Genomic DNA, 25,192 nt, shown 5'->3' on the forward strand with positions numbered 1-25,192 from the left:
AGCTGGCTGGTGCGAGCTCGAGGGCGACACACCCGACGAGGCCGGCTGCGTCCTCCGCGTCGACGGGCTGACGGGAACCTGCGTCGCGATGCAACCCGGCGTCGTCTACGTCGTCGAGCTCACTCCGTCGTCCCCCGCCGGACCGCGCGCGACGTCCTGCTTCGAGCTCGCGGGCGCGCCTCGCGTCGCCGTGGGTCGGCCGCCCCCGCAGCGCCAGGTGCCGCCGCCCACGGCCGAGTGCGAAGGGACCATCAGGGACTCGTCATACGCCTTCCCTTCCGCGCAGCAGGGGCCCGGAGACCCGCGGTGATCGCGGCGTGCAAGAAGCCGTGAGATCAGAGCGGTAAGCGCGGGGGCGGGGTCCAGCCGCCGATGGCCTGCTCGAGCGCGAGGGCGACGGCGATGGTTCGGTGATCCGCGCCGTGCGCAGCGGCGACCTGGACGCCGACCGGGAGGTCACGCTCGTCCAGACCGAGCGGCACCTGCGTCACCGGGAGCTCCAGCACGTTGAAGATGGCGGTGTAGACCCACTTGAGCGGCACGAGGAGCGGGACGATGTGCCGGGGCGCGACGGTCGGGTACGACGGAAACAAGAGCACGCCGTCGTCGCCGAGGAGCGCGTCGAGCTCGGCGCGGAGCTCGCGGCCGAGCGTCACGAGCTCCGCGCCGCGGCGCTCGCCGAGGAGCTTCGGGACTCGCTCGATGAGACACAGCATCAGGCCCGGGAACGTGAAGCGCGAGCGGCCGAGGGGGAGCTTCGCGAGCTCGCGCGCGACGACGAGATCGCCGCCCGCCGCCATCGACTCGTAGAAGCTCGGGCCGCCGCCGGCGTCGAGCATCGCCGACCAGATCTCGATCGATCGCTTGAGCGACGGGAGCGCGCGCCGCTCGACGCGTGCCCCCGCCGCCTCGAGCGCTCGCGCCGCGCGGGCCTGCGCGCGCTGCATCGCAGGCTCGACCGCGAAGAGACCGTTGTCCGGAACGACCCAGACCCGCAGCCGCGCGACGTCGACGGACGACGGATCGCCGAGCTCCCTCGCCGGCAGCGCGTTCGCCTCGACGCCGTCGGGGCCCGCGACGACGCGGAGGAACGGCATCAGGTCCTCCGCCCGGCGCGCGAGCGGGCCCGTCGTCACGTAGCGCTGCACGAGGTTCTCCGCCACCGGATGGTGGCCCGTGCTCGGCACCAGACCGCCGGTCGGCTTGTGGCCGAACACGCCGTTGAAGAAGGCCGGCATGCGGATCGAGCCGCCGACGTCGGAGCCGAGGCCGATCGGGACGCCGCCCGCGCCGACGATCGCACCCTCGCCGCCCGAGCTGCCGCCCGCCGTGCGCGCCGGATCGTAGGCGTTGTTCGTCCGCCCCCACACCTTGTTGTTGCTCTCCATCCACATGCAGAGCTCGCTGATGTTCGTCACGCCGACGAGGATCGCGCCCGCTGCCTTGAGGCGCGCCACCGCGGTCGCGTCGCGGTCCGCGACGACGGAGCGGCGGGACCACAGGCCCGACGTGTGCGGCATCCCCTCCGCCGCGAGCGCGTCCTTCGTCGTGAACGGGACGCCGTGAAGAGGCGGCAGCTCGTCGGGGCGGAGCGAGGCGGCGCGCTCGTCCGCCGCACGGGCCTCCGCGCGCGCGGCCGTGAAGCGATCGCGCACCACCGCGTTGAGGGATGGGTTCACGCGCTCGATGCGCGCGATGTGCGCGTCGACGACCTCAGCCGCGGTGAGCTCGCGCCGTCGCAGCGCGGCGCCGATCGCCGTCGCGGAGGAGGAGAGCAAGCGCGCGCGCGACCACGTCGACACCACGGTGTCTTATCAGAAGCGTTCGGGAAGTCTGATAGGCTTCCCTCCTCCGAGGATGAGCGTGACCGATCCCGAGGACAAAACCCTCTCTGCCCCGATGCTTCCGGTCGCGATCGCGGTCGCGGCCCCCGCCGAATCCTCGAACACGCTCGACGTCGCGCCGAAGCTGCTCGCCAACCGCTACGAGCTCCTCGGGATGCTCGGCGCCGGCGCGATGGGGACCGTGTACCGCGCGCGCGACCGCGAGCTCGACGAGATCGTCGCGCTCAAGGTCCTGAAGAAAGAGCTCGCGTCGGAGGACATGCTCGAGCGCTTCCGGCGCGAGGTGAAGCTCGCGCGCCGCGTGACGCACCGGAACGTCGCGCGCACCTTCGACATCGGCGAGGACGGCGGCGATCGATTCCTCACGATGGAGTTCATCGAGGGCGAGATGCTCGGCGCGCGCCTCGCGCGGAAAGGACGCCTGCCGCTCCCGGAGGTGACCGCGCTCGCGCTCGACGTCTGCGCCGGGCTCTCCGCCGCCCACGCCGCGAACGTGCTCCACCGCGACCTCAAGCCCGAAAACGTCATCGTCGCGAAAGACGGTCACGCCGTGATTACCGATTTCGGCATCGCGCGCGCCGCCGCCGGCGAGGCCGCGTCGCGCACGGTCGGCATCGTCGGGACGCCGGCCTACATGGCGCCGGAGCAGGTCGAAGGCGCGAAGGACCTCGACGCGCGCGCCGACCTCTACGCCCTCGGCGCGATGCTCTTCGAGCTCCTCACCGGCCAGCAGCCCTGGACCGGCGACACCGTGATCGCGATCGCCGCGTCGCGCCTGCTGCACCCGCCCCCCGATCCGCGGAAGCTCCTCCCGAACCTCGCGCCGCCGATGGCGGAGCTCGTCGTCGCGCTCATGGCGCGCCAGCGCGATCAACGACCGAAGACCGCCGACGACGTGGCGAAGGTGCTCTCGAGCTTCGCGCCCCCGCCGAACCCTTCGACGCTCCTGACCTCGGGCGGGACCTTGCCGCTCGGCGCCCTCGGCGCGATCAAGGCGCGCCCCGGATCGCGCGTCGTCGCCGTGCTGCCGATCGTGAACCTCGGCGCGAACGAAGACAGCTACCTCATCGAAGGCATCCTCGAGGACCTCGTCGACAACCTGAGCGTCGTCCGCGGGCTCCTCATCCGCCCCCGCGGCGAGACGCAGCGGTACGTCGATCCGAAGCGAGACGCGCGCGAGGTCGGGCGCGCGGTCCACGCCGACGTCGTCGTCGACGCGTCGCTCCGGCGCATCGGCGATCGCGTGCGCGCCTCGTTCCGCCTCATCGCGGTCGAGGACGGCTTCCAGCTGTGGGCGCAGCGCTTCGATCGCGCGCCGGCGGAGGTCCTCACCATCGCCGACGACGCGGCCGCCGCGATCGCGAAGGCGCTCACCGCCGAGGTCGTCGGCGAGAAGAAGGAGCGCTCGCACGATCCGGAGGCGGAGGACCTCTACCTCCGCGGGCGTTACCTCGTTCGCCGCGGCTGGGGCGAGTACTACATCGAGGCGGCGCAGCTCCTCGAGCGGGCGCACCAGCGCGTGCCGGACGACACGCGCATCGCCGGCCTCTACGCGCTCGCGACCGCGCGCACGTACGGGATGCCGAACATCACCGACTCCGCCGCCGACAAGACCCGCTTGCTCGCGGAGCAGACGCTCGAGGCCGACCCGCGCCAGCCCGACTGCAAGGTCGCGCTCGGCATCATCCACTTCCAGAACCAGGAGGTCGACGCGGCGGTGCGCTACTTCCGGCAGGCGCTCGCCCTCAACCCCCACGGCGTCGAGCCGCTCGACTGGCTCGGCCGCATCATGGCCGAGGTCGGCCGCGTCGAGGACGGCGTCGCCTACCTCCGCCGCGCGAGCTCGATGGACGGCGAGAACATCGCGCTCCGCTACCAGGTCGCGCGCATCCACTCGATCCTCGGCGACCGCGCGATGATGAAGCAGGAGCTCGGCCCGATGCCTTCGCATCCGGGCGACCTCGCGATGTGGTTCATCCTCCTCGCCCGCGACTGCATGTGGTACCGCGACGCGCAGCTCGCGGCGGAGATGAGGAAGGCCGTCGCGAGCGCGAACATCCCCGCCACCGCGCGGCTCGGGATCGAGCAGATGCTCGGCATCCCGCTCGGCGGGTCGCGCGACTACCTCGAGCGCAAGAACCTCGATCGCATCCTCCCCGTCGACGCGAGCCGCACACCGCGCCGCGCCTCGTTCAACGCGCAGCTCCGCGCGGAGACGTTCGGCGCGATCGACGACGTCGCGGGGATGTTCGAGTCGCTCCGCTACGCGGACGGCAACTCGCTCGTCGACGTCGTGTGGCTCGACCGCTGCCCGCTCTTCGACGTGATCCGGCGGGAGCCCGAGTTCGTCACGCTCCGCGAGCGCGTCGGCGTCCGCGCCCGCCGCGTCCTCGTCGCGCTCGACGCGCGCTCGCCGACGCTCGCGTAGCGCTCCGTCCTCGGAGCGCGTCTTGGGTAGCGCTTCCGTCTTCGGAGACGCTCACGACGAGCGGTGCTTCGCGTAGACCGTGTCGCGCCACGCGACGAGGTCCTCGAACTCGTCCGCCAGCTTCTCGTTCGTCCACGCCGCGCGCGTGGCGGGACCGATCGCCATCTCGGCGCGCGGGCGAAGCACCTGGAGCGACGACGCGAGCGCGATGTCGGCGAACGTGAAGCAGTCCTTCGCCAGCACGTAGCCGCCGTCCTTGATCGCCTCCCGCGTCTCCTCGAGGAGCGGCCGGATCGTCTCCTCCGCCCGCGCCTCGCTCGCCTCGGGATCGCCCTCGCTTCCGTACTTGCGCGCGAGGAAGCGGATCGCCATGCCGGCGGTGGGCGCCATCACGCCGCGGAGCCCGCCGGGGACGAACGACGGCAACGACTCGGCCTGCGCCTTCGAGTCCGCGACCATGCGCGAGAGGAGACGATCGCGCCCCGCCTTCGTGATGCGCTCGGCGACGTCGGCCCAGCGATCGATCGCTCCCTCCTCGCTCGGCGGAAAGAGCGGCGTGCCGCCACGTCGCTGCTCCGCGTGCTTCGCGATCGCGAGCGAGCCCATCACCACGTCGTCGCCGTCGGAGAGCAGCGGCACCGACGCCTTGTTCGTGCGCGCCTTCCGCCGGAGCAACAGCTCACCCAACATCGGGACGTGCTCGTGGTACGCGTACGTCACCTTGTGATGATCGAGCGCCCAGCGCGCGCGCTCCGTCCACGGCGAGATACGCAGCCCGAAGAGGGTTCGACTCATGCAGGCGCGAGTATATCTCCGACGGATCGAACGCGATCCAGACCTACATTCACGCCGTGTCCATGCGATGGAACCGTGATCCGACATGGCACCCTCCGTGTTCGCGCAATTCGATGATGGCTACTTTGTAGGTATTTCGCCGCGTAACCCCATGATCCTGGTCCGCGTCATGCAGTGATCCGGATCGTGACTTCGCGTCTTGCCCTCATCGCGCTGACCGTCTTGGGCCTCGCCGGCTCGGTCGTCGCTTGTGACGCTCCCGCCGTCGAAGGCGACACGATCGCCAACGCCCCTCCGTCTCGGAACCGTGACAAGGGGAAGGAGACGAGGAGCACGAAGGTCGACGACTCCGATCCGAAGGAGGAGGCCGGCCAGGGCTCGACGACACAGAAGCAGACGCAGACCCCGCCTCCGGAAGAAGAAGAGGAAGAGACGACGACGCCCCCGCCGGAGGAGCCGCCGCCCCCGCCGCCTCCTCCGCCGCCCGTCACGCAGCCCGCCTGCGGCGGCGGCACGCCGATCGCCTGCCTCGACTGCTGCCTCGACGCGAACCCGGGCGCGATCGCCTACGAGAACGCGCACGACGACTGCCTCGTCAACTGCCGCGACAGCGCTTGCGACAATCGCTGCCAGGTTCAGCACACGCAGCTCTGCGCCGGGAACGCGGCCTGCCTCGCGAACCACGCGTGCATGGAAGCGAACGGCTGCCTCGCGTCGAACCTCTGCAACGCGCTCTGAGTTGACGCTCCGCCTCGATCCGAACCGCGCGCGGATCCGCATCCGCACGTTCGCCGAGGGCCTGCTCTCGCGGCTCGCGCACGATCTCGAGCTCACCTGCCGCGACGTGACCGGCACCGCGGAGGACCGCGCGAACGACGCCGGGACCGCGCGGCTCGAGGTCCCGGTCGCGAAGATCGACGTCGCGGGGACGCTCAAGAACGGCGTCGTCGATCCGAACGGCCTCTCCGCGTCCGATCGCGAGGACTGCCTCACCAAGATGCGACGCGAGGTGTTCCAGGCGAAGGGCGCGAGCGACGTCGTGCGGATCGAGGTCGACGTCGACGACGGGCGCGCGCGCATCCGCGTGATCCCGCCGAACGGGAAGGCGGTCGAGAGGATCGTGCCGCTCCGACCGTCAAAGGACGACGACGGCGCGGTGAAGGCGACAGGCACGGTCGACGTCTCGCTGAACGCGATCGGCTCGTTGCCGGTGAAGGGTCCGATGAACGCCTTCCGCGTGAAGGACCGCGTCGAGGTCCTCTTCGACGTCGCGTTCGTGCCCGATCAGCCGGCGTAACCTTCCTCGCCGTGCTGCGTCGTGTCGAGGCCCTCGCGCTCGTCCGACGTCGAGACGCGGAGCCCGATCGTCTTGTCGACGAGCTTCAGGATCCCGTACGTGAGCGCGCCCGCGTAGAGCGCGGAGACCACGCACGCGAGGACCTGGACGCCGAATTGCTTCACCCCGCCAGCGAGGAGCCCGTCCGCGCCGACCGGCTCCGCGACGCCGGGGAACGATCGCTCCACCGCGAAGACGCCGGTGAGGACCGCGCCGGTGAGGCCGCCGACGCCGTGCACGCCGAACGCGTCGAGCGAGTCGTCGTAGCCGTAGCGGTACTTCGCGAGGACGGCGAGGTAGCAGACGATCGAGGCGACGAACCCGATCACGATCGCGGCGATCGGAGAGACGTAGCCCGCGGCGGGCGTGATCGCGACGAGGCCGGCGACGAGACCGGACGCGATCCCGAGCGCGGTCGGCTTCCCGCGGTGCTTCCACTCGACGAGGAGCCACCCGAGCGCGCCGCCCGCCGCGCCGAGGTGCGTCGTCGCGAACGCGAGCGCGGCGAGCCATCCGCTCGAGAGCGCGCTGCCCGCGTTGAAGCCGAACCAACCGAACCAGAGGATGCCGGCGCCGGTGAGCGTCATCGTGAGGTTGTGCGGGAGCGGCCGCTCCTGCGGGTACTTGAGGCGCTTGCCGATCACGACGGCGCAGACGAACGCGGCCGAGCCGGCGGTGAGGTGCACGACCGTGCCGCCGGCGAAGTCGAGCGCGCCGAGCTTGTAGAGCCAGCCCTCCTCCGCCCAGACCCAGTGCGCGACGGGGACATAGACGAGGAGCGACCAGAGCGCGATGAACGCGAGGTACGCCGAGAAGCGCATGCGCTCCGCGAACGCGCCGGAGATTAGCGCCGGCGTGATGACGGCGAACATCATCTGGAAGGCGCAGAACGCGAGGCTCGGCACGGTGCCGTGCGTCGACATGACGAGGTCGGCGACGCCGACGGAGCCGAACGAGCCGATGAGGCCGGCGTGCGACGGACCGAAGGCGAGCGAGTAACCGCAGACCACCCAGAGGATGCTCACGATCGGGAGCGCGGCGAGCGAGTGCATCAGCGTGGAGAGCACGTTCTTCTTCCGCACCATCCCGGCGTAGAAGAGCGCCAGCGCGGGCGTCATCAAGAGGACGAGCGCCGCGCTGACGAGGAGCCAGGCGGTGTCGCCGGCGTTCACGACGTTGGACATGACCGACACATCGAAGCGCCTCTCCTGTTTCCGATCTGTTTCGCGCGGGCCGCCGACACGTGGCGACAGCGTCACGCGAGCGCCACCGTCGCCACGTAGACGTCTCGCGTGGCTCTCGACGACTGGAGCAAGGCCGAGGACGCGAGCGACGGCGCGCGGACGCGGCGCCTCGCCGGCTCCTACGTCGCCGCCGCGGTCCTCGTCGCCGCCGTCCTCGCGATCGGGATCGTGTTCGGTGGGACGATCAAGCAGCAAGTCCTCGATGAAGAGGTCGCGGTGCAGCTCGTCCCGAAGGAGCCGCCGAAGCCCGCGCCTCCTCCGCCGGCGCCACCTCCTCCGCCGAAGCCCGCCGTGCGCGTCACGTCCCCCGGCCCCAAAGGCGCCGCCCGCGACGCGACGCCCGTCGAGCTCCCGAAGGGACCGCCGGAGGAAGGCGATCCCGACCGCGCGAAGGCCGAAGAAGAAGCGGGCGATCCGAACGGCGTCGCCGGCGGCGCCGGTCGCGGCGGCGGCGCGCCCGCGCCTCCGGTCGTGCAAGCCCCCGCGCCTCCTCCGATCGTGCAAGCGCCGCCGATGCAGGTCGCGGAGGTCTCGACCCCCGCCGTTCCGCGCCACAAGCCGATGCCCGCCTACCCCGAGGACGCGCGGCGGCAGGGGATCGAGGCCGTCGTCGTCGTGAAGTTCGTCGTGACGGCGGACGGACGCGTGGAAGATGCACGCATCGTGAAGGGGCACCCGCTCTTCGACGCGGCCGTCCTCGCGAGCGTCCGCGACTGGACCTTCGAGCCCGCCACGCTCGAGGGCCAACCCGTGCGCATGGTGCGCATGGTGAAGATCCCTTTCCGCCTCAAACACTCCTGAGGAGCGAAAACGCATGGACCTCAGTCCCCTTCATATCTGGGCCAGCATGGGCCCGCTCAGCAAGGTCATCGCCTCGATCCTCCTGCTCATGGCGACGATGATCGTCGCCGTCTTCGTCGAGCGGAACATCACGCTCCTCCGCGCGCGGGCGGAGACGAAGAAGTTCCTCCGCGCCGTCGTCGCGCTGCTCACACCGGAGAGCTACGCGCGCGCGGTCGAGGTCGCCGGCACGCACAAGGCCTCGCCGTTCGCGCGGCTCATGGCGCCCGTCCTCGGCAAGCTCGGCGGGGCGGAAGAGAAGAACCTCTCCCGCGTCGAGGTCGCGCGGCGCGAGGCGGAGCGGCAGAAGGAGCTCGTCGGCGAGGACCTCCGCCGCGGGATGAACGTGCTCGCGTCGGTCGGCTCCGTCGCGCCGTTCGTCGGCCTCCTCGGCACCGTCGTCGGCATCATCACCGCCTTCCAGGGGATCGCGTCGACGGGCTCCGGCGGCCTCGGCGCGGTGTCGGCCGGCATCGCGGAGGCGCTCGTGGAGACCGCGCTCGGCCTCATGGTCGCGATCCCCGCCGTCCTCTTCTTCAATCAGCTGAACGCCAAGATCACTGCCGTCGAGACCGAGCTCGCCCGCCGCACCGGCGAGCTCCTCGACGAGCTGGAGAATTCCCATGGGCGTGTCGATTCAGGCAAGCTCCAAAAAGCCGTCTAGCGCGACCCCGATCATCAACGTCACGCCGCTCGTTGACGTGGTGCTGGTGCTCCTCATCATCTTCATGGTCATCGCGCCATCGCTCGAGCACGGCGAGCGCGTCGAATTGCCGAGTATCCTCCAGCCGGACGAAAACCAGAAAGGCAAGCTCGACCCCGTCACGGTGACGGTGGGGCGAAGCGGGAGCGTCTACCTCGAAAAGACGCCGACGACGCTCGCCGCCCTGCCGGGCCAGCTCGCCGACATCAAATCACGCGAGCCCGACCGCCGCGTGGTCCTGAAAGGCGACGGGGCGCTGGACTACCAGAAGGTCCGCGACGTCTTCACCGTCGTCCAGAATTCGGGGTTCAGCGGCGTATCGCTCCAGGTCGAGAAGAGGAAAGGGGCGGAGTGATGGGCAAACACCAGCGCAACACCCCCGAGATGAACGTGACGCCGCTCGTCGACGTCGTGCTCGTGCTCCTCATCATCTTCATGGTCGTCACGCCGCTGCTCTCCAAGCAGTTCTGGCTCCAGCTCCCGAAGCAGGAGACCGAGGCGGCGCCGCCGAGCGGGAACAAGAGCGTCGTCTTGACGGTGAAGAAAGACGGAGTGCTCGCCCTGAACGGGGCTTCGATCGACAAGAAGGACCTCCGCGACAAGATGAGCCGCATCATGGCGGCCCGCTCGGACAAGGTCCTCTACTTCGACGCGGAAGACGACGCGCCGTACGCCTCCACGGTGGAGGCGATGGACATCGCGCGTCAGGGCGGCGCCAAGACGATCGCCGTATTGACCAGTAGCGTCATCCAATAAACGCATGCGCGCCGCCACGTTCCTTACCTTCGGCCTCCTCCTGGCCGCTCCGCCGGCGTACGCCCAGTCGTCGCCGAACACCGCGGAGCCGAACGAACAACCCACCGACAAGGTCGAAGAGGCCCCAATCGAAGAGACGCTCGACCCGTCCCGGCCGCCCGCGCGCGGAAAAGGGGTGGTCTGGGGCGTCGTCACCTCGCGCAAGGACGGCGAGACGCTCCTCGAAGCGCTCGTCACCGTGATCGGCAGAAAAGAATACTCGACGACGGACGAGCAAGGCCGTTATCGCCTCGAGCTCGTACCAGGCAATTACCAGCTCCGCGTCCAGTACGAGCTCCACCGCCCCACCCGCGTGAAGAACGTCCGCGTCGCGGCGGGCCGGGTCCAGAAGCTCGACGTCGTCCTCGATCCCGACGAGCTGGCGGTCGAGGAGGTCACCGCGGTCGAGGCGGAGGTCGAGCGCGCGTCCGCCGCGACGCAGCTCTTCCTCCGCAAGAACGCGGCGCAGGCGTCGGACTCGATCGGCGCGCAGGACATCGCGAAGGCGCCCGACCGCAACGCCGCCGACGCCGTGAAGCGCGTCGTCGGCACCACCGTCGTCGACGGCCGCTACATCTTCGTGCGCGGCCTCGGCGATCGCTACACGAGCTCGCTCTTGAACGGCTCGCCGGTGCCGAGCCCGGAGCCCGATCGGCAAGCGGTGCCGCTCGACATGTTCCCTACCCTCGTCATCAGCGACCTCACGGTGTCGAAGACGTTCGTCCCCGACATGCCGGGCGACTTCACCGGCGGCTCGCTCGACATCCACACGCGCGACCTCCCGAACCGCTTCCTCTTCCAGGCGAACCTCGGCGCCGGCATCAACACGGTGAGCACGTTCGGGCGCCGCCTAAGCTACCCGGGCGGCAGCACCGACTGGCTCGGCATCGACGACGGCGGCCGCCGCCTCCCGCGCGAGGTCCCGGCCACGCGCCAGACGCGCCTCCTCCCGAACGGGCAGGTGAACCCGAACCTCGTCGCCGCGGGCCGGGCGATCAACACGCCGATGGAGACGGACCGCACGTTCAACCTGCCCAACGGCACCGGCAGCCTCGTCGCCGGCGACTCGTTCAAGCCGAAGCGCGGCCCCTTCGGCTGCCCCGACTGCGTGGTCGGCTACATCGCCGGCGCGTCGTACTCGCGGCGCTTCCAGAAGCGCACCGACGAGGTCATCCGCACGTTCGGCGTCGACGCCAACGACCCGGGCGGCCTCGTCCGCTTCAACGACTACCGCGCCGAGACGGGCGTCGACACCGTGACGTGGAGCGGCCTCGGCACCGTGAGCTACGCGCGCGGGACCGATCACAAGCTCTCGCTCACGGGCCTCTACAGCCGCAACGCCGAGAAGGAAGGGCGGCGCATCGAGGGCATCAACGACGAGGTCGGCGGCAATCGCGCCTTCGACGAGCGACTTCGCTTCGTCAACCGCGCGCTCATGTACGGGCAGCTCCGCGGCGAGCACCGCTTCCGCAAGCTCGACGCCGCCGAGCTCCGCTGGACCGCGCTCTGGGCGCGCGCGACGCTCTCGGATCCGAACCTCCGCGAGACGGTCTACGTCGAAGACCCCATTGCCGGTTATTCGTTCCGCGAGAGCACCCAATCCGGCCAGCACTTCTACGCGGCGCAGGGCGAGACCACGCGCTCGGTGGGGGCCGACTGGACGCAGCCGCTCCTGAAAGGCGACAAACCGGTAAAGGTCAAAGGCGGCGGTCTCTTCACGTTCCGCGGCCGCAGCTTCGAGGCGCGGCGCTTCCGCTTCCTCCGCGCGCCCGGGGCGGGGACCTCGCCGATATTCAATCAGCGGCCGAACGTCATCTTCACCGACGAGAACGTCGGGCCCGTCATCGAGCTCAACGAGTGGACGCAGGGCAGCGACCGATATGCGGCCAACTACGACGTCTATGCCGGTTATCTCATGACCGACGTGATGCTCCTGCCGCGCCTGCGCCTCGTCGCCGGCCAGCGCCTCGAGGCGTCGCGCCAGTCGATCGACTCGTTCGAGAACACGACCCCGGTGAGCTTCGCCCTGAACAAGACGGACCTGCTCCCCTCCGCGAACCTCATCTTCAAGCTCACCGAGCACCAGAACGTCCGCCTCACCGCGACGCGCACGGTGGCGCGGCCCCAGCTCCGCGAGCTCGCGCCGTTCTTGTTCACGGACTTCTTCGGCGCGCGCGACATCCTCGGCAACCCGAACCTCGATCGAACCCGCGTATCGAACCTCGACGCGCGCTGGGAGATGTTCCCCCGCGTCGGCGAGGTGCTCGCGATCAGCCTCTTCCACAAGGACTTCACCGATCCGATCGAGCAGGTCATCCTCCCGACGAGCCGCGGCGTCATCTCGTACGCGAACGCGAGGGGCGCGGTGAACACCGGCCTCGAGGTCGAAGGACGGAAGGGCCTCGACTTCCTCTCGAGCCGGCTGAAGGACTTCGGCGTCCTCGCGAACGTCACCGTCGTCCACTCGCGCGTGGACCTCGATCCGAGCCGCGGGATCCAGACCTCGTCGAGCCGCCCGCTCGCGGGGCAGTCGCCGTACGTCGTCAACGTCGCGCTCGACTGGAACAACGAGCGCAGCAGGACGCGCGCGCGCATCCTCTACAACGTCGCGGGCGAGCGCATCTCGTCGGTCGGCAGCAAGCCGCTGCCCGACATCTACGAGCAGCCGCGACACCTCCTCGATCTCTCGATCGCGCAGTCGATCGGCGAGCACTTCGACGTCAAGGGCGCGATCGAGAACCTCCTCGACTCGCCGGTGCGCTTCAAACAAGGCGACGTCCACACCAACCGCTACAACCTCGGCACGACCTTCTGGTTCACCGGCACGTACAGCTACTGATAGCTTGCCGGGATGAACCGCACACCCGCGCAGACCGAACCGGTCATCGTCGTCTCCAGCAGCATCACCGCGGTCGACCGCGCGACCGGCGAGGTGCGCTGGAAACAGGAGTTCGACAACGGGTTTCGTCGCTACGCCGTCGACAGCGGGCGCATCTTCGCGCTCGACAGCCAAGGCACGTTGCACTGCCTCGACGTCGCCACCGGCGCGACGATCGGGAAGGTCGACCTCTCTCCACTTCCGTCCTCCGGCGCGATGCTCTTCGACAGCGGCGTCCTCTACGTCTGCGGAGACAACGTGCTCATCGCGGTGAGCATCGACGGCCGCGTGCTGTGGCGGACCAGCGTCGGCTACAACAAAGTTCATAGTCTGCCCGGAATCGCGGTCGTAGGCGGCAATTCGCTCCAACCCGATTTCTCGAAAGGCTGACGAGGTCGTCTCTCCGCTGTCACCGAGGAGGAGGAAAAGAGGCTCCGTACAAAGGAGCTTCGAATGCGCAAGGTCATTGGTTTCCTCGTCGGTTCTGCCATCCTCGGTGCGATCGCGTGCAGCGACGACGGGAGCCTCGGCGGCTCGGACAACACGAGCAGCAGCACCAGCAGCAGCACGAGCGGCGGGCCCGGCTCGAGCACGAGCACGAGCGGCAGCCCGGGCGTCGACCTCACCAAGCCGATCGAGACGATCGACGCCGACGTCACCATGTCGCGCACGCTCGACAACAAGAAGAACTGGCTGCTCAAGAATACGGTTTACGTGAAGGCGGGTCAGACCCTCACGATCGAAAAAGGCACGACCATCTTCGGCGACAACCAGACGAAGGCGATCCTCGTCATCGAGCCGGGCGCGAAGCTCCTCGCGGAGGGCACGGCGGAGGAGCCGATCGTCTTCACGAGCCAGGCGCCGGAGGGCGAGAAGCGCGCCGGCGACTGGGGCGGCGTCGTCCTCCTCGGCAAGGCGCCGATCAACGTCCCGGGCGGCAAGGGCAACATCGAGGGGATCCTCAAGACGGTCGCCGGCACGGAGTACGGCGGCGACGATCCGAACGACGACAGCGGCGTCATCAAATACGTCCGCATCGAATACGCGGGCGTCATCCTGAGCCCCGACAACGAGGTCAACGGCCTCACGTTCGGCGGCGTCGGCGCCGGCACCACCGTCGACTACGTCCAGGTGCGGATGTCGCTCGACGACTGCTTCGAGTTCTTCGGCGGCACCGTGAACGCCAAACACCTCGTCTGCCAGCGCAACCAGGACGACGCCTTCGACTTCGATAATGGGTATACGGGGAAGCTCCAGTTCCTCGTCCTCCAGCAAGATCCCGACCACGTCGGCGAGGACAACGGCTTCGAGAGCGACAACGACGCGACCGGCACCGCCAACCTGCCGCTCACGAACCCGACCGTCTTCAACGTCACGCTCTGCGGCAAGAACAAGGAGGTCGACAATGCCCAGTTCGGGCTCCTCGTCCGCCGGAACGCGCGCGGCTCGTTCAACAACATGATCGTGACGGGCTTCGAGTCGAGCCTCGACGTCCGCGACGCCACCGGCGCCGCGCTCTTGAGCCCCGTCGCGGGCCAGCCGCAGCTCGACATCAAGGGCACGCTCTTCTTCAACTCGAAGGGCAACGGCGTCGTCGACGACATCGCCTATCCGGAGACGGGCGCGGCGGCGCCGAACAAGGACAACGACAACGGCCTGAACGAGGTCGAGTGGGTCATGGGCGGCGCGCGCGGAAACGCGAAGACCGACCCCGGCATCAGCTGCTTCGACGCGTCGGCGCCGGTGTTCGGCCCCGCGACGTCGCTCACCGCCGGCGCGCTCACCCCGCCGAACGACGGCTTCTTCGACTCGAGCGCGGCGTACATCGGCGCGTTCAAGGACGCGAACGACACGTGGGCGACGACGGGGAAGTGGGTCGTCTGGTCCGACAAGTGACGTGACGAACGGGCCCGTCACGCGCTCGGGGCGTCTTCGGACGCCTCGACGCGCGCGGGCTTCTCGGCCTTTTCGCTCTTCTCGCCGCTCTGCGACGCCCGCGGCACCTTGAGCGGCTTCACGCGGTGGACGACCGGGAGCTTCAGCGTGAGCGTCTTGCCGCCGAAGCCGTCGACGACGCCGAGCATTCCGAGCGTCATCATCCGCTTCATCCACGGGACCTTGCCCATGAGCGGCATCGCGAAATCGCGGAGCTTGCCGAGCTCCTCCACGTCGCCTTGGAAGAACGGCGTGAGCCAGCGCGTCGCGAGCTGGTAGAACGCGAGGTGGTCTTCGCGCCGGCGCGAGTAGTCGGCGAGCGCGGCGGCGAGGTTCTGCTTCTCGTCCGCGAGGGCGTCGGCGAGCTCCATCGCGTCCCAGAGCGCGAGGTTCGTGCCCTGGCCGAGCTGCGGGCTCGTCGCGTGCGCGGCGTCGCCGAGGTACGCGACGTTCCGCGTGTGCCAGCGATGCATGACGACGTCGTGGTACTGCGCGAAGAGGAGCTGCGCGGGGTCCTCGATCTGCTCGAGCACGGTCTCGACCTCGGGCGCGAGCGCGCGGACCTCGTCCTTCCAGGCAGGGAGGCCGGCCTTGCGCCACTCTTCGACGCGGTCGCAGCGAATGCTCCAGAAGAGGCTGATGAGCCGCGGATCGGGCTGCCGCGGCTCGGCGAGGCCGGTCGGCGCGCGGCCGGTGGGGAGCATGCCGAGCATGCGGCGGCTGCCGTCGACGACCTGATGCAGCGTGCGCGCGCGCTCGTCGCGCGTCCCGTCGGGGTTGAGCTTCGAGGGATCGATGCCGACGAACCAGAGCGCGCCCCACGGATAGGGGGTGATGCGCTTGCTCGTGCTCGAGTCGTCGCGGAGCTGCGAGCGCGCGCCGTCGGCGGCGATGACGAGCTCGTGCGGGCCGTGCCGCTCGCCGGCCGCGTCGACGAACCAGCTCCTGCGCTCGCGTCCGTTCGGCGCGGCGCGCGCGAGATCGACGACCTCGATCCCTGGCTGCACGACGATGTTGGGCTCGCGCCGGACCGCGCCGAAGAGCGTCTCGAAGAGGACGCCGCGATGGAGGCCGATCCCGAAGAGGCCTTCGCCGAGGGCGCCGTAGCTGAGGTCGATGAGCGACCTCCGCTCCTTCGTCTCGCAGACGATGCGGTCGAGGCGCGCGCCGCGCGCGAGCACGTGGTGGTGGAGGTCGAGCCGCGCGAGGACGTGGAGCCCGGTCGGCTGGAGGGTGATGCCGGCGCCGACCGCCTTCGGCCTCGGCACGCGCTCGTAGATCGTCACGTGATGCCCCGCGCGCGCGAGGAAGAGCGCGGCCGCGGCGCCCGCCGTTCCGCACCCGATCACTCCGACGTCGAGCGGCCTCATCGGTCGAGCATCCTAACTCAGTCGATGTGGGCCGAGTTGTTGTAAGGTGTCCGTCTTCTGTCCCTCCGAGAAAGCATCGAAGATCGCGTCGGTCCCGAGCTCGCGGCGGCGCTCACGGCGCGCGGGTTCGAGCGGCTGACCCCCGTACAAGAGGCCGTCCTCGCCCCCGAGCTCGAGGGTCGCGACCTCCGCATCTCTTCGCAGACCGGCTCCGGCAAGACGGTCGCGATCGGCCTCGCGCTGAGGCACTCGCTCTCGGCGGCGGCCGCGGACGAGGCCGCGAGCGACGGCAACGAGAAGGGCGTCGATCAGCGCGCGCGGCCGCGGGCGCTCGTCGTCGTCCCGACGCGCGAGCTCGCGAAGCAGGTGCAGGAGGAGCTCGCGTGGCTCTACGCCGGGCTCTCGCTCCGCATCGCGGTCGTCACCGGCGGCGGCGGGTACCGCGACGAGCTGCGTGCGTTCCGCGCGAAGCCGTCGATCGTGGTCGGGACGCCGGGGCGCCTCCTCGATCACCTCAAGCGCGGCTCGATCGACGCGAGCGACGTCGGCACGTTCGTCCTCGACGAGGCGGACCGCATGCTCGACATGGGGTTCCGCGACGACATCGAGGCGATCTTCGGCCACGCGCCTTCGGAGCGGCGGACGCACCTCGTGTCGGCGACGTTCCCGCGCGAGGTGAAGTCGCTCGCGGATCGTCTCCAGAGCGATCCGGCGGCGGTCGAGGGGACGCCGCTCGGGACCGCGAACCAGGACATCGAGCACCTCGTCCACCTCGTCGATCAGCGCGAGCGCCTCGCCGCGATCATCAACCTGCTGCTCGAGGACGCGGAGGGCCAGACGCTCATCTTCGCGCGGACGCGCGCCGACGTCGCGGAGCTCACCGGACTCTTGCAAGATGCAGGTTTCTCGATCGCGATGCTCTCCGGCGAGATGGAGCAAGCGGAGCGCAACCGCGCGCTCGCGGCCTTCAAGCGCGGCGCGGCGGACGCGCTCGTCGCGACCGACGTCGCGGCGCGCGGCATCGACGTGACCGACGTGACGCGCGTGATCCACGCCGATCCGCCGACCGACGCGGACGCGTACACGCACCGCAGCGGCCGCACGGGCCGCGCGGGGAAGAAGGGGATCAGCTCGGTCCTCGTCACGCCGCGCGAGCTCGCGCGCACGACCGCGCTCCTCGGCCGCGCGAAGCTCCGCTGGCGCTTCGCGCCGATCCCGACGGCGGAGATGCTCCGCGACGCGCGCGACGCGAAGCTCCTCGCGCGCCTGGGCGCCGATTTCGTCGAGGGCGATGCGATCGACGAGCGGAGCCTCGCGCTGGCGGAGCGCATCCTCGCGTCGGGCGAGCCCGCGCGCGCGATCGGCCGTCTGGTGCAAGCGGCGCTGAAGCTCTCGGCGGAGCCACGCGAGGTGACGCCGATCGCGCCGCCGGAGGAGCGAGAGCGCCGGGACCAGGGCCGCGCCCCGACGCGCGAGGGCTACGTGCGCTTCCGCGTCTCGTGGGGCACCGTGTACGGCGCGGAGGTCCGGCGGCTCGTGGCGATGCTATGCCGCCGCGGCAAGATCGAGGGCCGCGACATCGGCGCGATCAACCTGGGCCGCACGAGCTCGGTCGTCGAGGTCGCCGCCCGCGTCGCCGACCCCTTCGAGCGCGCCGCCGCGAAGCCCGACCCGCGCGATCCACGCATCCACATCCGCAGGTGGAGCGACGAGCCGACGCGCGCGCAGGAGCTCGAGGCGACTCGACCGCCGCGGGCGACAGGGGCGACGGCGAAGAAGGAGCGCGCTTCGACGCGCGACCTCGCGGTGCCGGACCGACCTTCGCGCGCCGCGGCCAAGAAGGAGCGCGCTTCGACGCGCGATGTCGCCTTGCCCGAGCTCGCGCCTGTTGCGCCACCGGATCGGCCGTCGCGGGCGGCAAAGAAGGAGCGGGTCGTCGCCGCGCCCGATTCTGCGCCTGCGACGGTGCCGGATCGGCCTTCGCGCGCGGCGGCCAAGAAGGAGCGCGCTTCGGCGCATGATGTTGCAACGCCGGCCCCGCCGTCCTCGCGCTCGGTGACGAAGCAGGGCTCGGCGGCGGACGCGAATGCGCCGAAGAAGAAGGGCAAGAAGAAGCGCGAGGAGACGCCGTTCACGCCGCGCGACGCCGTCATCCGCCGCGAGCCGCGCTCGACGAAGGACGTCGCCGAGCCACCGCGCGACCACGCACCGAGCGGAGGGCCGCCGTTCAAGGCGTGGAAGAAGCCGGACGATCGCGGCGGCAAGCAGCCATGGAAGAAGGGCCCGCCGATCCCCGGTGCCCACCGCGGCGCTCGCGACGACCGTGGACCAAGCGGCCACGACGATCGCGGCCCCAACCGCGCCCCCCGCGACGACCGCACCCCCAACGATCGTGCACCGCGCGACGACCGCAAGCCGAACCGCGGACCGCACGGGAAGCACGCACCCCACGACCGCGCATCCCGCGACGACCGCGGACAGCCGCCGTGGAAGCAGGGCCCGCGTGACGACCGCGGACCACGCGACGACCGCCACCCCAGCGCGCGTGGCGGTGGAGGCGGGACGCGTGGTGGACCCCCACCGTGGGAGCGCTCCGGGCCGCGTCGCGGCGGTGGTCATGCTCCGCCGAAGCGCCGCGGACCACGGTAACGCGCGCAACCGCCAGCGCTCAACCGCCGCGGACCACGGCAAAGCGACCTCGGTCGGGGAAATTCTCGCCAGGAAGCGAGAATGGGCATTGGCGTCAGAATACTGCCGACCCTACGTCCGTTCGGAGACAGATGGATCTCTGGAGCGACCACGACGAGGAGCACGCGCCTTGCTGCGGCGCGTGTGCTTCGATCGGCGACGAGCCTCCGCTCGCCGGCGCGACGTTCCGCTACGACGCGAGCGAACGGCTCGTCATCCGCGCGCGGAGCAGGGGCGAGACGAAGGAGTACGCCGTCACGAAGGAGGTCGTCGTCGTCGGCCGCGCGCAGGGCCGCGTCGATCTCGTGCTCCCCGACAGCGTGATCAGCCGCGTCCAATGTCGCTTCGTCTTCGCGCACGGCGTCGTCGAGGTCGAGGACATGCGAAGCACCTGCGGTACCGCCGTGGGCGGCGAAATGATCACGCGGACGACGCTCCGCGAAGGAGACGTCGTCCGCGTCGGCGACAGCGAGCTCGAAGTCCGCCGCGCCTGAACGCGCCGGCCCGCCGGCCCGCCGGCGCGCTAAATCCGCTCGAACAGCGCCGCGGCGCCCTGGCCGCCGCCGATGCACATCGAGACGATGCCCCATTTGCCGCCCGTGCGGTGGAGGCCGTGGAGCAGCGTCGCGGTGAGCTTCGCGCCGGTGCAGCCGAGCGGGTGGCCGAGCGCGATCGCGCCGCCGTTCGGGTTGAGCACCTTGTCGTCGATGCCGAGCTCGCGCTGCACGTAGACCGCCTGGCTCGCGAACGCCTCGTTGATCTCGAAGCGATCGATCTGGTCGATCTTCATCCCCGTCTTCGCGAGCAGCTTCTTGATCGCCGGCACCGGGCCGATGCCCATGATCGCAGGGTCCACGCCGACGCTCACGAACGCGCGGAGATAACCGAGGCCCGTGACGCCGAGCGCCTTCGCCTTGTCGGCGCTCGCGACGAGCGCGGCGGCGGCGCCGTCCGAGAGCGGCGAGCTGTTGCCCGCGGTGACGGAGCCGACCTGCGTGAACGCAGGCTTCAACGCGGCGAGCCCCTCGAGCGTGGTGTCGGGGCGCGGGAGCTCGTCGGCGTCGAACGTGAACGCCTTCTTCTCCTCGCCCGCGTAGCGATACGCGGTGACGGGGACGATCTCCTTCGCGAAGACCTTCTTCTCGACCGCCTCCGAGCCGTTCTTCTGGCTGCGGAGCGCGAACTTGTCCTGCGCCTCGCGCTCGACGTTGAACTTCTTCGCGACGTTCTCCGCCGTGATGCCCATCGGCGTGTAGACGCTCGCCGCCTTCTCCATCGCCTCCGGCGACGCGGAGAGCTTGTTCCCCGTCATCGGGACCATGCTCATCGACTCGACGCCGCCGGCGAGGACGAGATCGGCCGAGCCCATCGCGATGGTGCCGGCCGCGGTCGCGATCGCCTGGAGGCCGCTCGCGCAGAAGCGGTTGATCGTCTGCGCGCTCGCCTCCTGCGGGAGACCGCCGAGGAGCTCCACCACGCGCGCGACGTTGAGGCCCTGCTCCCCCTCCGGCATCGCGCACCCGAGGACGAGGTCCTCGATCTCGGCGGCGCTCACCTTCGGGTTCCGCGCGAGCAGGCCGCGGACGACCTCGCCCGCCAACTCGTCCGGGCGCTTCTGCGAGAGAGAGCCCTTGTGCGCGCGACCCACCGCGCTCCGAACCGCGTCGATGATGACGATGTCTTTCATGTTGGCGAACAAAGTCGCGCAAAAACCGGGACGCGTCCAGCCCGGCCGGCGCGGACTACCGCCCCAGCACCTCGATCGGCACCGAGAGGAGTCCGATGCCGCGCTTCGGCGGCTTGAAGCGCGCCTTCGTGAACACGTCCGCCACGCAGCGCCGCGACTCCGGCGCGAGCGCCGAGGCCGACGCGGCGAGCGCGCACGCGACCGCGCCGTCCGCCTTCACCTGCGCGCCGACGACGACCGGCCCCGGCGGCGCGCCGCGGAGGCACGCCTTCGCGTCGGGGAGGAGGCCTTCGATCACGTCGTAGAGCTCCTCGCTCAAGCCGCGCGACTCGATCGTCTCGATGCTCGTCGGCGCCCTGACCTGGCCGAGCGAGACGGCCCCGCCGCGCACGACGATCGGGAGCGCGACGGTCCACTCCGCCGCGGTGGGCCGGAACGTCTCGCGCTCGACGCGCACGCGCATGCAGTCCTCGACCTCCTGCGTGAGGCCCGTGTCGTCGCTCGGGACCACACACGCCGACTTGCCTTCGCGATCGATCGCGGCGTGAAACGTGATGCGCCCGTCGAGCATCTCGGGCACCACCTTGCGGCCGGCCTCGTAGCAGCCGGTCACGTCGGCGGCGACGCGCGACCAGACGTCCTCCGGCGTCGCGATCGCCGACTTGGGCATCGGAGCCGCCGGCGCCTGCGGCTCCGGCGTGGGCCGCGGCTCCGTGCTCGCCCGCGTCGACGGGGCTGCGGGCGGGCCCTCGCGCGGCGGTGTCGTGACGCAGGCGGCGAGCGAGAGCGCCACGACGAAGCCGGAGGACGAGCGGAGCATGCGACCTGGTGTAGACGTCCGCGGTGTTTTGAGCGAGCTTGTTCGTCACGCATGCCGGCGACGTTCGTGAAGGGTGACTTCCTCGTCGAGGCTCCGCGCGGCCTCCGCGCGTTCGCGTGCCCCGTCGACACGACCGGCCGGCTCGACGCCGGCATCGCCGCCGCCGTCGCGAAGCGCTGGCCGTCGTTCGCGACGTGGTGGTCGGAGCGCAAGGCTCCTCAGCTCGGCGACGCCGTCGCGTGGCAAGAAGGCAACGACGTCATCTACGCGCTCGTCGTCCAGCGCCTCGGCACGCGGGCGAAGGTCTCGTGGCTCGAGCGCGCCGCGCAGTCGATGCTCCGCGACGCGGAGAGCCGCGGCCTCGAGCGCATCAACGTTCCGCGGCTCTGGGGCGGTCAGAGCGGCATCGCCGGCGACCGCGCCAAGCGCGTGCTCGAAGAGGTCGCGACCGCCGCGCCCGTCGCCCTCTTCGTGTTCGAGCAGTTCATTCGCAAAGCCCCTGAGCCCGAGCTCGAGGAAGAAGAAGAGCCGCCGACCGTCCCCGCCCCTCCCGCGCCGGAGAGCGAGCTCCCTCCCACCAAGCCCGCACCGAAGAAGAAGACCGCGGCGAAGAAGAAGGCGACGGCGGCAAAGAAGAAGACGACGACGGCAAAGAAGAAAAAGGCGACATCCAAGAAAAAGGCAGGGTGAATGCCATGGACGTGCAAAAAGGGCAGATCGTACGCATCGACGTCGAGCTCAAGGTGAGCGGAGGCGACGTCATCGAGTCTTCCCAGAAGAGCGGACCCGTCGAGTACAAGCACGGGTCGGGTCAGCTCCTCGACGCGCTCGAGAAGCAGCTCGAAGGGATGAAGGTCGGCGACGAGAAGAAGGGGACGATCAAAGCAGCGGACGCGTTCGGCGCGCCGTCGGCGCAGGTGACGAAGACGATCCCGCGCGCGTCCTTCCCGAAGGAGACGAAGCTCGACGTCGGCCAGCGCTTCGAGGCGAAGATCACCGCCGGCCAGCCCGTCTTCCTCGAGGTCACCGACGTCTCGGAGGAGACGATCGTCGCGAAGGTCATTCACCCGCTCGCCGACAAGGACATCGACTTCCAGGTGAAGGTGCTCGCGATCCGCCCGCCGCCGCCGCCGGTGCCGCCGCCGCCGGAGTCGATCAAAGGCGACGACCTGCTCGAAGACGACGCCTGACGAATTCGCGTCACACGTCCTCGGCGCCCGCGTTCTGACGGGCATGAAGCTCGACGCATCTCTCCTCTTCGCCTCTCTCGCCCTCCTCGCCTGCGAAGCCGAGCGCTCCGACGTCGCCGGCACGTGGCGGTTCGATCTCGACGCGTCCGACGTCGCGCCGCGGATCCGCGAGCAATGCGCGAAGACGGCCGACCCGACCGCGTGCTGGAACGAGATCGCCGCCGAGGCCAAGCTCGAGAAGGTCCGCTTCAGCGAGACCGACGCAACGGGCCACGCGACGTGGACCTCGTTCGCCGCCGATCCGAAGGGCGACGTCGTGTTCGTCCGCGTCCCGGTCGACCTCGTCGCAGACGGCGCCGGCCACGTCCTCGCGAAGGTCGCCGGCGCGCCGACGGGGACCCAGGCCGAGCACTTCGCGAAAGGAAAGATCAGCCAGCTCCGCGTCGAGCTCGTCGACGCGAAGACGATCGCGATCGACGATCCGAAGAAGGGCCGCCTCGTCTACGCGAAGGAGTGATCTCCGCGCTCGCCGGCGGAGGGCGTACCACGCTCGCGACACCACCTGATCGGCTCGATCGTCCCCTTCCCCCGCGAAACTCCATCGATTTCAGGGGATGGTTCCAGTGTAGGTGTAGGTACGCCACTTGCTGAGCCTCCCATCATCATGTGGAAGAAGCTCCTCGGGTTCGCGTGCGTGGGTCTCTTGGCGGCGTGCAGCGGTGCGGACGATCAGGCCGCGTCCTCGGAGGCCGCCGCGACGGGCGGGATCTCCCCCGACGCGATCGGCGAGTACAAGCTCGAGGACAACGACAGCTTCGGCGCGACGCTCAAGATCACGAGCGTGTCGCCCTTCCTCTTCGACCTCACCGTCGTCCGCAAGAGCGGCGGCGGCGCGATGGGCGACCTCGTGCAGGCGATGGCGCGCGTGTCCGACGGCAAGGCGACCTACGCGCCCGCGGCCGACTGCTCGATCGTCCTCCGCCCGCGGGCCGACGGCGTCGAGGTCCGCCAGGCCGGCTCGTGCGACAGCGAGGGCTTCGGCGCCTTCGTCGACGGCACCGGCATGTACGTGAAGAAGACGACCGCGCCCGAGCAAGGCGTCATCCTCGCGGGGCAGCCCTACGCGCGGCAGAACGACGACGGCCTCTCCGCCGGCTTCGAGATCACCGCCGTCACCGCGACGGAGATGACCTTCAACCTCACCGCCGTCGCGGAGGGCCCGAGCGGCCGCCACGGCGACATCCAGGGCGGCCGCGCCAAGATCGACGGCCGCGTCGCGACGTACACCGCGGGCTCCGACTGCACGATCACCTTCACGTTCAAGCCGGAGTCGTACGACGCCGACCTCGTGCAGGAGGGCCCCTGCTCGGAGGAGGCCGGCTTCGGCGCCTTCATCGACGTCACCGGCAACTACGCCCAGACCGAAGGCGACGAGCTCGAGGGCGGCTGATCAAGCTCGTCGTGGAGTGACGATAGCTCTGCCGTACGCGCGAGCGCGCGACGAAGAAAGATCGCAACAGGTCGTTGCGATCGCCATCGAATGCCGTGACAGGTCATTCCATGGAAGCGAAGCTCAGGTCGTTCGCCGTCGTTCCCCTCCTCGCCGTCGCTCTCGCCGGGTGCAAGCAGTCCGCCGCCGCGGAGCAGCAGAGGCCGCCCAAGCCCCCGGCTCACGTCGAGAAGGCGGAGGTCGTCGACGCGGACGCGCCCGTCCTCCTCCACCTCACCGGCACGCTCCGGGGCATGAAGGAGGCCGACCTCGCCGCCAACGCGGCCGGGCGTGTGCTTCGCACGTTCGTCGAGCGCGGCGACGAGGTGAAGGCCGGCACCGTCGTCGCGCAGCTCGACACGAGCGCCGCCGCGCTCGCGCTGAAGCAGGCCGCGGTCGACGTCCAGACCTCGAAGACACAGGAGTCGATCAACCAGGCCGACTGCGCGCGCTTCGAGCCGCTGATGAAGAGCGGCGCGATCAGCCCCGCCGAGTACGACAACGCGATCGCCAAGTGCAAGACCGCGCCGCTCCACCTCCTCTCCGCGCAGGCGCGCGAGAGCATCGCGGCCAAGAACGTCGGCGACGGGACGATCCGCGCGCCCTTCTCCGGCGTCGTCTCCGAGCGCTACGTCGAGGTCGGCGAATACGTGATGCCCAATTCCAAGGTCGTCTCCATCGCCGAGAACAGCGACCTCCGCCTCGAGCTCACGATCCCGGAGGCGAACATCGCCGCGGTGAAGAAGGACGCCGACGTCTCCTTCACCGTCGCGGCGTACCCCGACAAGGTCTTCCACGGCAAGGTCCGCCACGTCTCCGGCTCCGTCCGCGCGACGACGCGCGACCTCGTCGCCGAGGCGGTCGTCCCGAACCCGGACCGCCTCCTCCGCCCCGGCATGTTCACCGACGTCGCCATCTCGACCGGGACGCGTCCCCTCCCCTCCGTCCCCGCCGCCGCCGTCTTCGAGCGCCAGGACAAGAAGCGCGTCTTCGTGGTCAAAGACGGCCGCCTCGAGGAGCGCGTGCTCCAGGAGGGCCCCGTCGTCGACGAGCGCCTCGCGGTCGAGAGCGGCGTCAAGACGGGCGAGAAGGTCGCGATTGGCAACTTGGCCAATCTCCTCAATGGCCAGTCGGTCGACTGAGAGGCCAT

General features: G+C 70.2%; 23 protein-coding genes. 17 read left to right on the forward strand and 6 right to left on the reverse strand.

Annotation, left to right across the window (positions count from 1 at the left end; translation table 11 throughout):
* Positions 1-335: 335 nt before the first annotated feature.
* Positions 336-1,778 carry an amidase gene (locus KF837_19370; GenBank protein MBX3229488.1) on the reverse strand — a complete coding sequence of 481 codons (1,443 nt, stop codon included), beginning with the start codon at positions 1,776-1,778 and terminating at the stop codon, positions 336-338.
* Between the two features lie 79 nt (positions 1,779-1,857).
* On the opposite strand from KF837_19370, the gene KF837_19375 reads away from it, so the two are divergent.
* Positions 1,858-4,272 (forward strand): protein kinase, encoded by a 2,415-nt coding sequence (locus KF837_19375; GenBank protein MBX3229489.1) that lies wholly within the window; start codon positions 1,858-1,860, stop codon positions 4,270-4,272.
* Between the two features lie 51 nt (positions 4,273-4,323).
* On the opposite strand, the gene KF837_19380 is transcribed toward KF837_19375, so the two are convergent.
* Positions 4,324-5,067: a glutathione S-transferase gene (locus tag KF837_19380; GenBank protein ID MBX3229490.1), complete on the reverse strand. Its 744-nt coding sequence runs from the start codon at positions 5,065-5,067 to the stop codon at positions 4,324-4,326.
* Between the two features lie 186 nt (positions 5,068-5,253).
* On the opposite strand from KF837_19380, the gene KF837_19385 reads away from it, so the two are divergent.
* Both KF837_19385 and KF837_19390 read left to right on the forward strand, forming a co-directional pair.
* Positions 5,254-5,805 (forward strand): hypothetical protein, encoded by a 552-nt coding sequence (locus KF837_19385; GenBank protein MBX3229491.1) that lies wholly within the window; start codon positions 5,254-5,256, stop codon positions 5,803-5,805.
* A 1-nt stretch (position 5,806) separates the two neighbouring features.
* Positions 5,807-6,364: a hypothetical protein gene (locus KF837_19390; GenBank protein ID MBX3229492.1), complete on the forward strand. Its 558-nt coding sequence runs from the start codon at positions 5,807-5,809 to the stop codon at positions 6,362-6,364.
* Here the strand turns inward: KF837_19390 and KF837_19395 are convergent.
* Positions 6,352-7,575, reverse strand: a complete 1,224-nt coding sequence (locus KF837_19395; protein MBX3229493.1) for an ammonium transporter — start codon at positions 7,573-7,575, stop codon at positions 6,352-6,354. The genes KF837_19390 and KF837_19395 overlap by 13 nt on opposite strands.
* Positions 7,576-8,208: 633 nt before the next feature.
* Between KF837_19395 and KF837_19400 the strand changes: the two genes are divergently transcribed.
* The 7 genes from KF837_19400 to KF837_19430 all read left to right on the forward strand — a co-directional run bounded on the left by KF837_19400 (position 8,209) and on the right by KF837_19430 (position 14,759).
* Positions 8,209-8,448: an energy transducer TonB gene (locus KF837_19400; protein ID MBX3229494.1), complete on the forward strand. Its 240-nt coding sequence runs from the start codon at positions 8,209-8,211 to the stop codon at positions 8,446-8,448.
* A gap of 13 nt (positions 8,449-8,461) precedes the next feature.
* Positions 8,462-9,151 (forward strand): MotA/TolQ/ExbB proton channel family protein, encoded by a 690-nt coding sequence (locus KF837_19405; GenBank protein MBX3229495.1) that lies wholly within the window; start codon positions 8,462-8,464, stop codon positions 9,149-9,151.
* Positions 9,111-9,545: a biopolymer transporter ExbD gene (locus KF837_19410; protein MBX3229496.1), complete on the forward strand. Its 435-nt coding sequence runs from the start codon at positions 9,111-9,113 to the stop codon at positions 9,543-9,545. Before KF837_19405 ends, KF837_19410 begins: the two co-directional genes overlap by 41 nt.
* A complete protein-coding gene (locus KF837_19415; GenBank protein MBX3229497.1) occupies positions 9,545-9,946 on the forward strand; it encodes a biopolymer transporter ExbD in 402 nt (133 codons plus the stop codon). Before KF837_19410 ends, KF837_19415 begins: the two co-directional genes overlap by 1 nt.
* 4 nt (positions 9,947-9,950) lie before the next feature.
* Positions 9,951-12,824, forward strand: coding sequence for a TonB-dependent receptor (locus tag KF837_19420; GenBank protein MBX3229498.1), 2,874 nt, complete (start codon positions 9,951-9,953; stop codon positions 12,822-12,824).
* A 12-nt stretch (positions 12,825-12,836) separates the two neighbouring features.
* Positions 12,837-13,253 (forward strand): PQQ-binding-like beta-propeller repeat protein, encoded by a 417-nt coding sequence (locus KF837_19425; GenBank protein MBX3229499.1) that lies wholly within the window; start codon positions 12,837-12,839, stop codon positions 13,251-13,253.
* 63 nt (positions 13,254-13,316) lie between these two features.
* Positions 13,317-14,759 (forward strand): hypothetical protein, encoded by a 1,443-nt coding sequence (locus KF837_19430; protein MBX3229500.1) that lies wholly within the window; start codon positions 13,317-13,319, stop codon positions 14,757-14,759.
* Between the two features lie 17 nt (positions 14,760-14,776).
* Here the strand turns inward: KF837_19430 and KF837_19435 are convergent, their stop codons facing one another.
* Positions 14,777-16,168 carry an FAD-dependent monooxygenase gene (locus KF837_19435; GenBank protein MBX3229501.1) on the reverse strand — a complete coding sequence of 464 codons (1,392 nt, stop codon included), beginning with the start codon at positions 16,166-16,168 and terminating at the stop codon, positions 14,777-14,779.
* Positions 16,169-16,534: 366 nt separating this feature from the next.
* Here KF837_19435 and KF837_19440 point away from each other — a divergent pair, with 366 nt between their 5' ends.
* Together KF837_19440 and KF837_19445 are read left to right on the forward strand one after the other, a co-directional pair.
* On the forward strand, positions 16,535-18,817 hold the full coding sequence (locus KF837_19440) for a DEAD/DEAH box helicase (protein ID MBX3229502.1): 2,283 nt from the start codon (positions 16,535-16,537) through the stop codon (positions 18,815-18,817).
* A 131-nt stretch (positions 18,818-18,948) separates the two neighbouring features.
* Complete coding sequence (locus KF837_19445; protein ID MBX3229503.1) at positions 18,949-19,350, forward strand: FHA domain-containing protein; 402 nt, start codon at positions 18,949-18,951, stop codon at positions 19,348-19,350.
* Between the two features lie 29 nt (positions 19,351-19,379).
* Here the strand turns inward: KF837_19445 and KF837_19450 are convergent, their stop codons facing one another.
* Both KF837_19450 and KF837_19455 read right to left on the reverse strand, forming a co-directional pair.
* Positions 19,380-20,543: a thiolase family protein gene (locus KF837_19450; GenBank protein ID MBX3229504.1), complete on the reverse strand. Its 1,164-nt coding sequence runs from the start codon at positions 20,541-20,543 to the stop codon at positions 19,380-19,382.
* Between the two features lie 55 nt (positions 20,544-20,598).
* Positions 20,599-21,363 (reverse strand): hypothetical protein, encoded by a 765-nt coding sequence (locus KF837_19455; protein MBX3229505.1) that lies wholly within the window; start codon positions 21,361-21,363, stop codon positions 20,599-20,601.
* A 51-nt stretch (positions 21,364-21,414) separates the two neighbouring features.
* On the opposite strand from KF837_19455, the gene KF837_19460 reads away from it, so the two are divergent.
* From KF837_19460 to KF837_19480, 5 genes are all read left to right on the forward strand, one after another.
* Positions 21,415-22,053: a hypothetical protein gene (locus KF837_19460; protein MBX3229506.1), complete on the forward strand. Its 639-nt coding sequence runs from the start codon at positions 21,415-21,417 to the stop codon at positions 22,051-22,053.
* A 5-nt stretch (positions 22,054-22,058) separates the two neighbouring features.
* On the forward strand, positions 22,059-22,553 hold the full coding sequence (locus KF837_19465) for an FKBP-type peptidyl-prolyl cis-trans isomerase (GenBank protein ID MBX3229507.1): 495 nt from the start codon (positions 22,059-22,061) through the stop codon (positions 22,551-22,553).
* Positions 22,554-22,596: 43 nt separating this feature from the next.
* The gene (locus KF837_19470) at positions 22,597-23,070 is read left to right on the forward strand and encodes a hypothetical protein (GenBank protein ID MBX3229508.1); all 474 of its coding nucleotides are present in this window, start codon (positions 22,597-22,599) and stop codon (positions 23,068-23,070) included.
* Positions 23,071-23,217: 147 nt separating this feature from the next.
* Complete coding sequence (locus KF837_19475; protein ID MBX3229509.1) at positions 23,218-24,003, forward strand: hypothetical protein; 786 nt, start codon at positions 23,218-23,220, stop codon at positions 24,001-24,003.
* Positions 24,004-24,113: 110 nt separating this feature from the next.
* A complete protein-coding gene (locus KF837_19480) occupies positions 24,114-25,184 on the forward strand; it encodes an efflux RND transporter periplasmic adaptor subunit (protein ID MBX3229510.1) in 1,071 nt (356 codons plus the stop codon).
* The last annotated feature ends 8 nt before the right edge of the window (positions 25,185-25,192 follow it).

It is taken from the genome of Labilithrix sp. (genome assembly GCA_019637155.1).
In the GTDB taxonomy this organism is placed as follows: Bacteria; Myxococcota_A; Polyangia; order Polyangiales; family Polyangiaceae; genus Labilithrix.

What these genes read in the sequence shown, in the direction of transcription:
- KF837_19375 (MBX3229489.1), top strand. Translation starts at nt 1,858, where the DNA reads ATGAGCGTGACCGATCCCGAGGACAAAACCCTCTCTGCCCCGATGCTT.
- KF837_19380 (MBX3229490.1), bottom strand. Translation starts at nt 5,067, where the DNA reads ATGAGTCGAACCCTCTTCGGGCTGCGTATCTCGCCGTGGACGGAGCGC.
- KF837_19400 (MBX3229494.1), top strand. Translation starts at nt 8,209, where the DNA reads ATGCCCGCCTACCCCGAGGACGCGCGGCGGCAGGGGATCGAGGCCGTC.
- KF837_19405 (MBX3229495.1), top strand. Translation starts at nt 8,462, where the DNA reads ATGGACCTCAGTCCCCTTCATATCTGGGCCAGCATGGGCCCGCTCAGC.
- KF837_19410 (MBX3229496.1), top strand. Translation starts at nt 9,111, where the DNA reads ATGGGCGTGTCGATTCAGGCAAGCTCCAAAAAGCCGTCTAGCGCGACC.
- KF837_19415 (MBX3229497.1), top strand. Translation starts at nt 9,545, where the DNA reads ATGGGCAAACACCAGCGCAACACCCCCGAGATGAACGTGACGCCGCTC.
- KF837_19420 (MBX3229498.1), top strand. Translation starts at nt 9,951, where the DNA reads ATGCGCGCCGCCACGTTCCTTACCTTCGGCCTCCTCCTGGCCGCTCCG.
- KF837_19425 (MBX3229499.1), top strand. Translation starts at nt 12,837, where the DNA reads ATGAACCGCACACCCGCGCAGACCGAACCGGTCATCGTCGTCTCCAGC.
- KF837_19430 (MBX3229500.1), top strand. Translation starts at nt 13,317, where the DNA reads ATGCGCAAGGTCATTGGTTTCCTCGTCGGTTCTGCCATCCTCGGTGCG.
- KF837_19435 (MBX3229501.1), bottom strand. Translation starts at nt 16,168, where the DNA reads ATGAGGCCGCTCGACGTCGGAGTGATCGGGTGCGGAACGGCGGGCGCC.
- KF837_19445 (MBX3229503.1), top strand. Translation starts at nt 18,949, where the DNA reads ATGGATCTCTGGAGCGACCACGACGAGGAGCACGCGCCTTGCTGCGGC.
- KF837_19450 (MBX3229504.1), bottom strand. Translation starts at nt 20,543, where the DNA reads ATGAAAGACATCGTCATCATCGACGCGGTTCGGAGCGCGGTGGGTCGC.
- KF837_19455 (MBX3229505.1), bottom strand. Translation starts at nt 21,363, where the DNA reads ATGCTCCGCTCGTCCTCCGGCTTCGTCGTGGCGCTCTCGCTCGCCGCC.
- KF837_19460 (MBX3229506.1), top strand. Translation starts at nt 21,415, where the DNA reads ATGCCGGCGACGTTCGTGAAGGGTGACTTCCTCGTCGAGGCTCCGCGC.
- KF837_19465 (MBX3229507.1), top strand. Translation starts at nt 22,059, where the DNA reads ATGGACGTGCAAAAAGGGCAGATCGTACGCATCGACGTCGAGCTCAAG.
- KF837_19470 (MBX3229508.1), top strand. Translation starts at nt 22,597, where the DNA reads ATGAAGCTCGACGCATCTCTCCTCTTCGCCTCTCTCGCCCTCCTCGCC.
- KF837_19475 (MBX3229509.1), top strand. Translation starts at nt 23,218, where the DNA reads ATGTGGAAGAAGCTCCTCGGGTTCGCGTGCGTGGGTCTCTTGGCGGCG.
- KF837_19480 (MBX3229510.1), top strand. Translation starts at nt 24,114, where the DNA reads ATGGAAGCGAAGCTCAGGTCGTTCGCCGTCGTTCCCCTCCTCGCCGTC.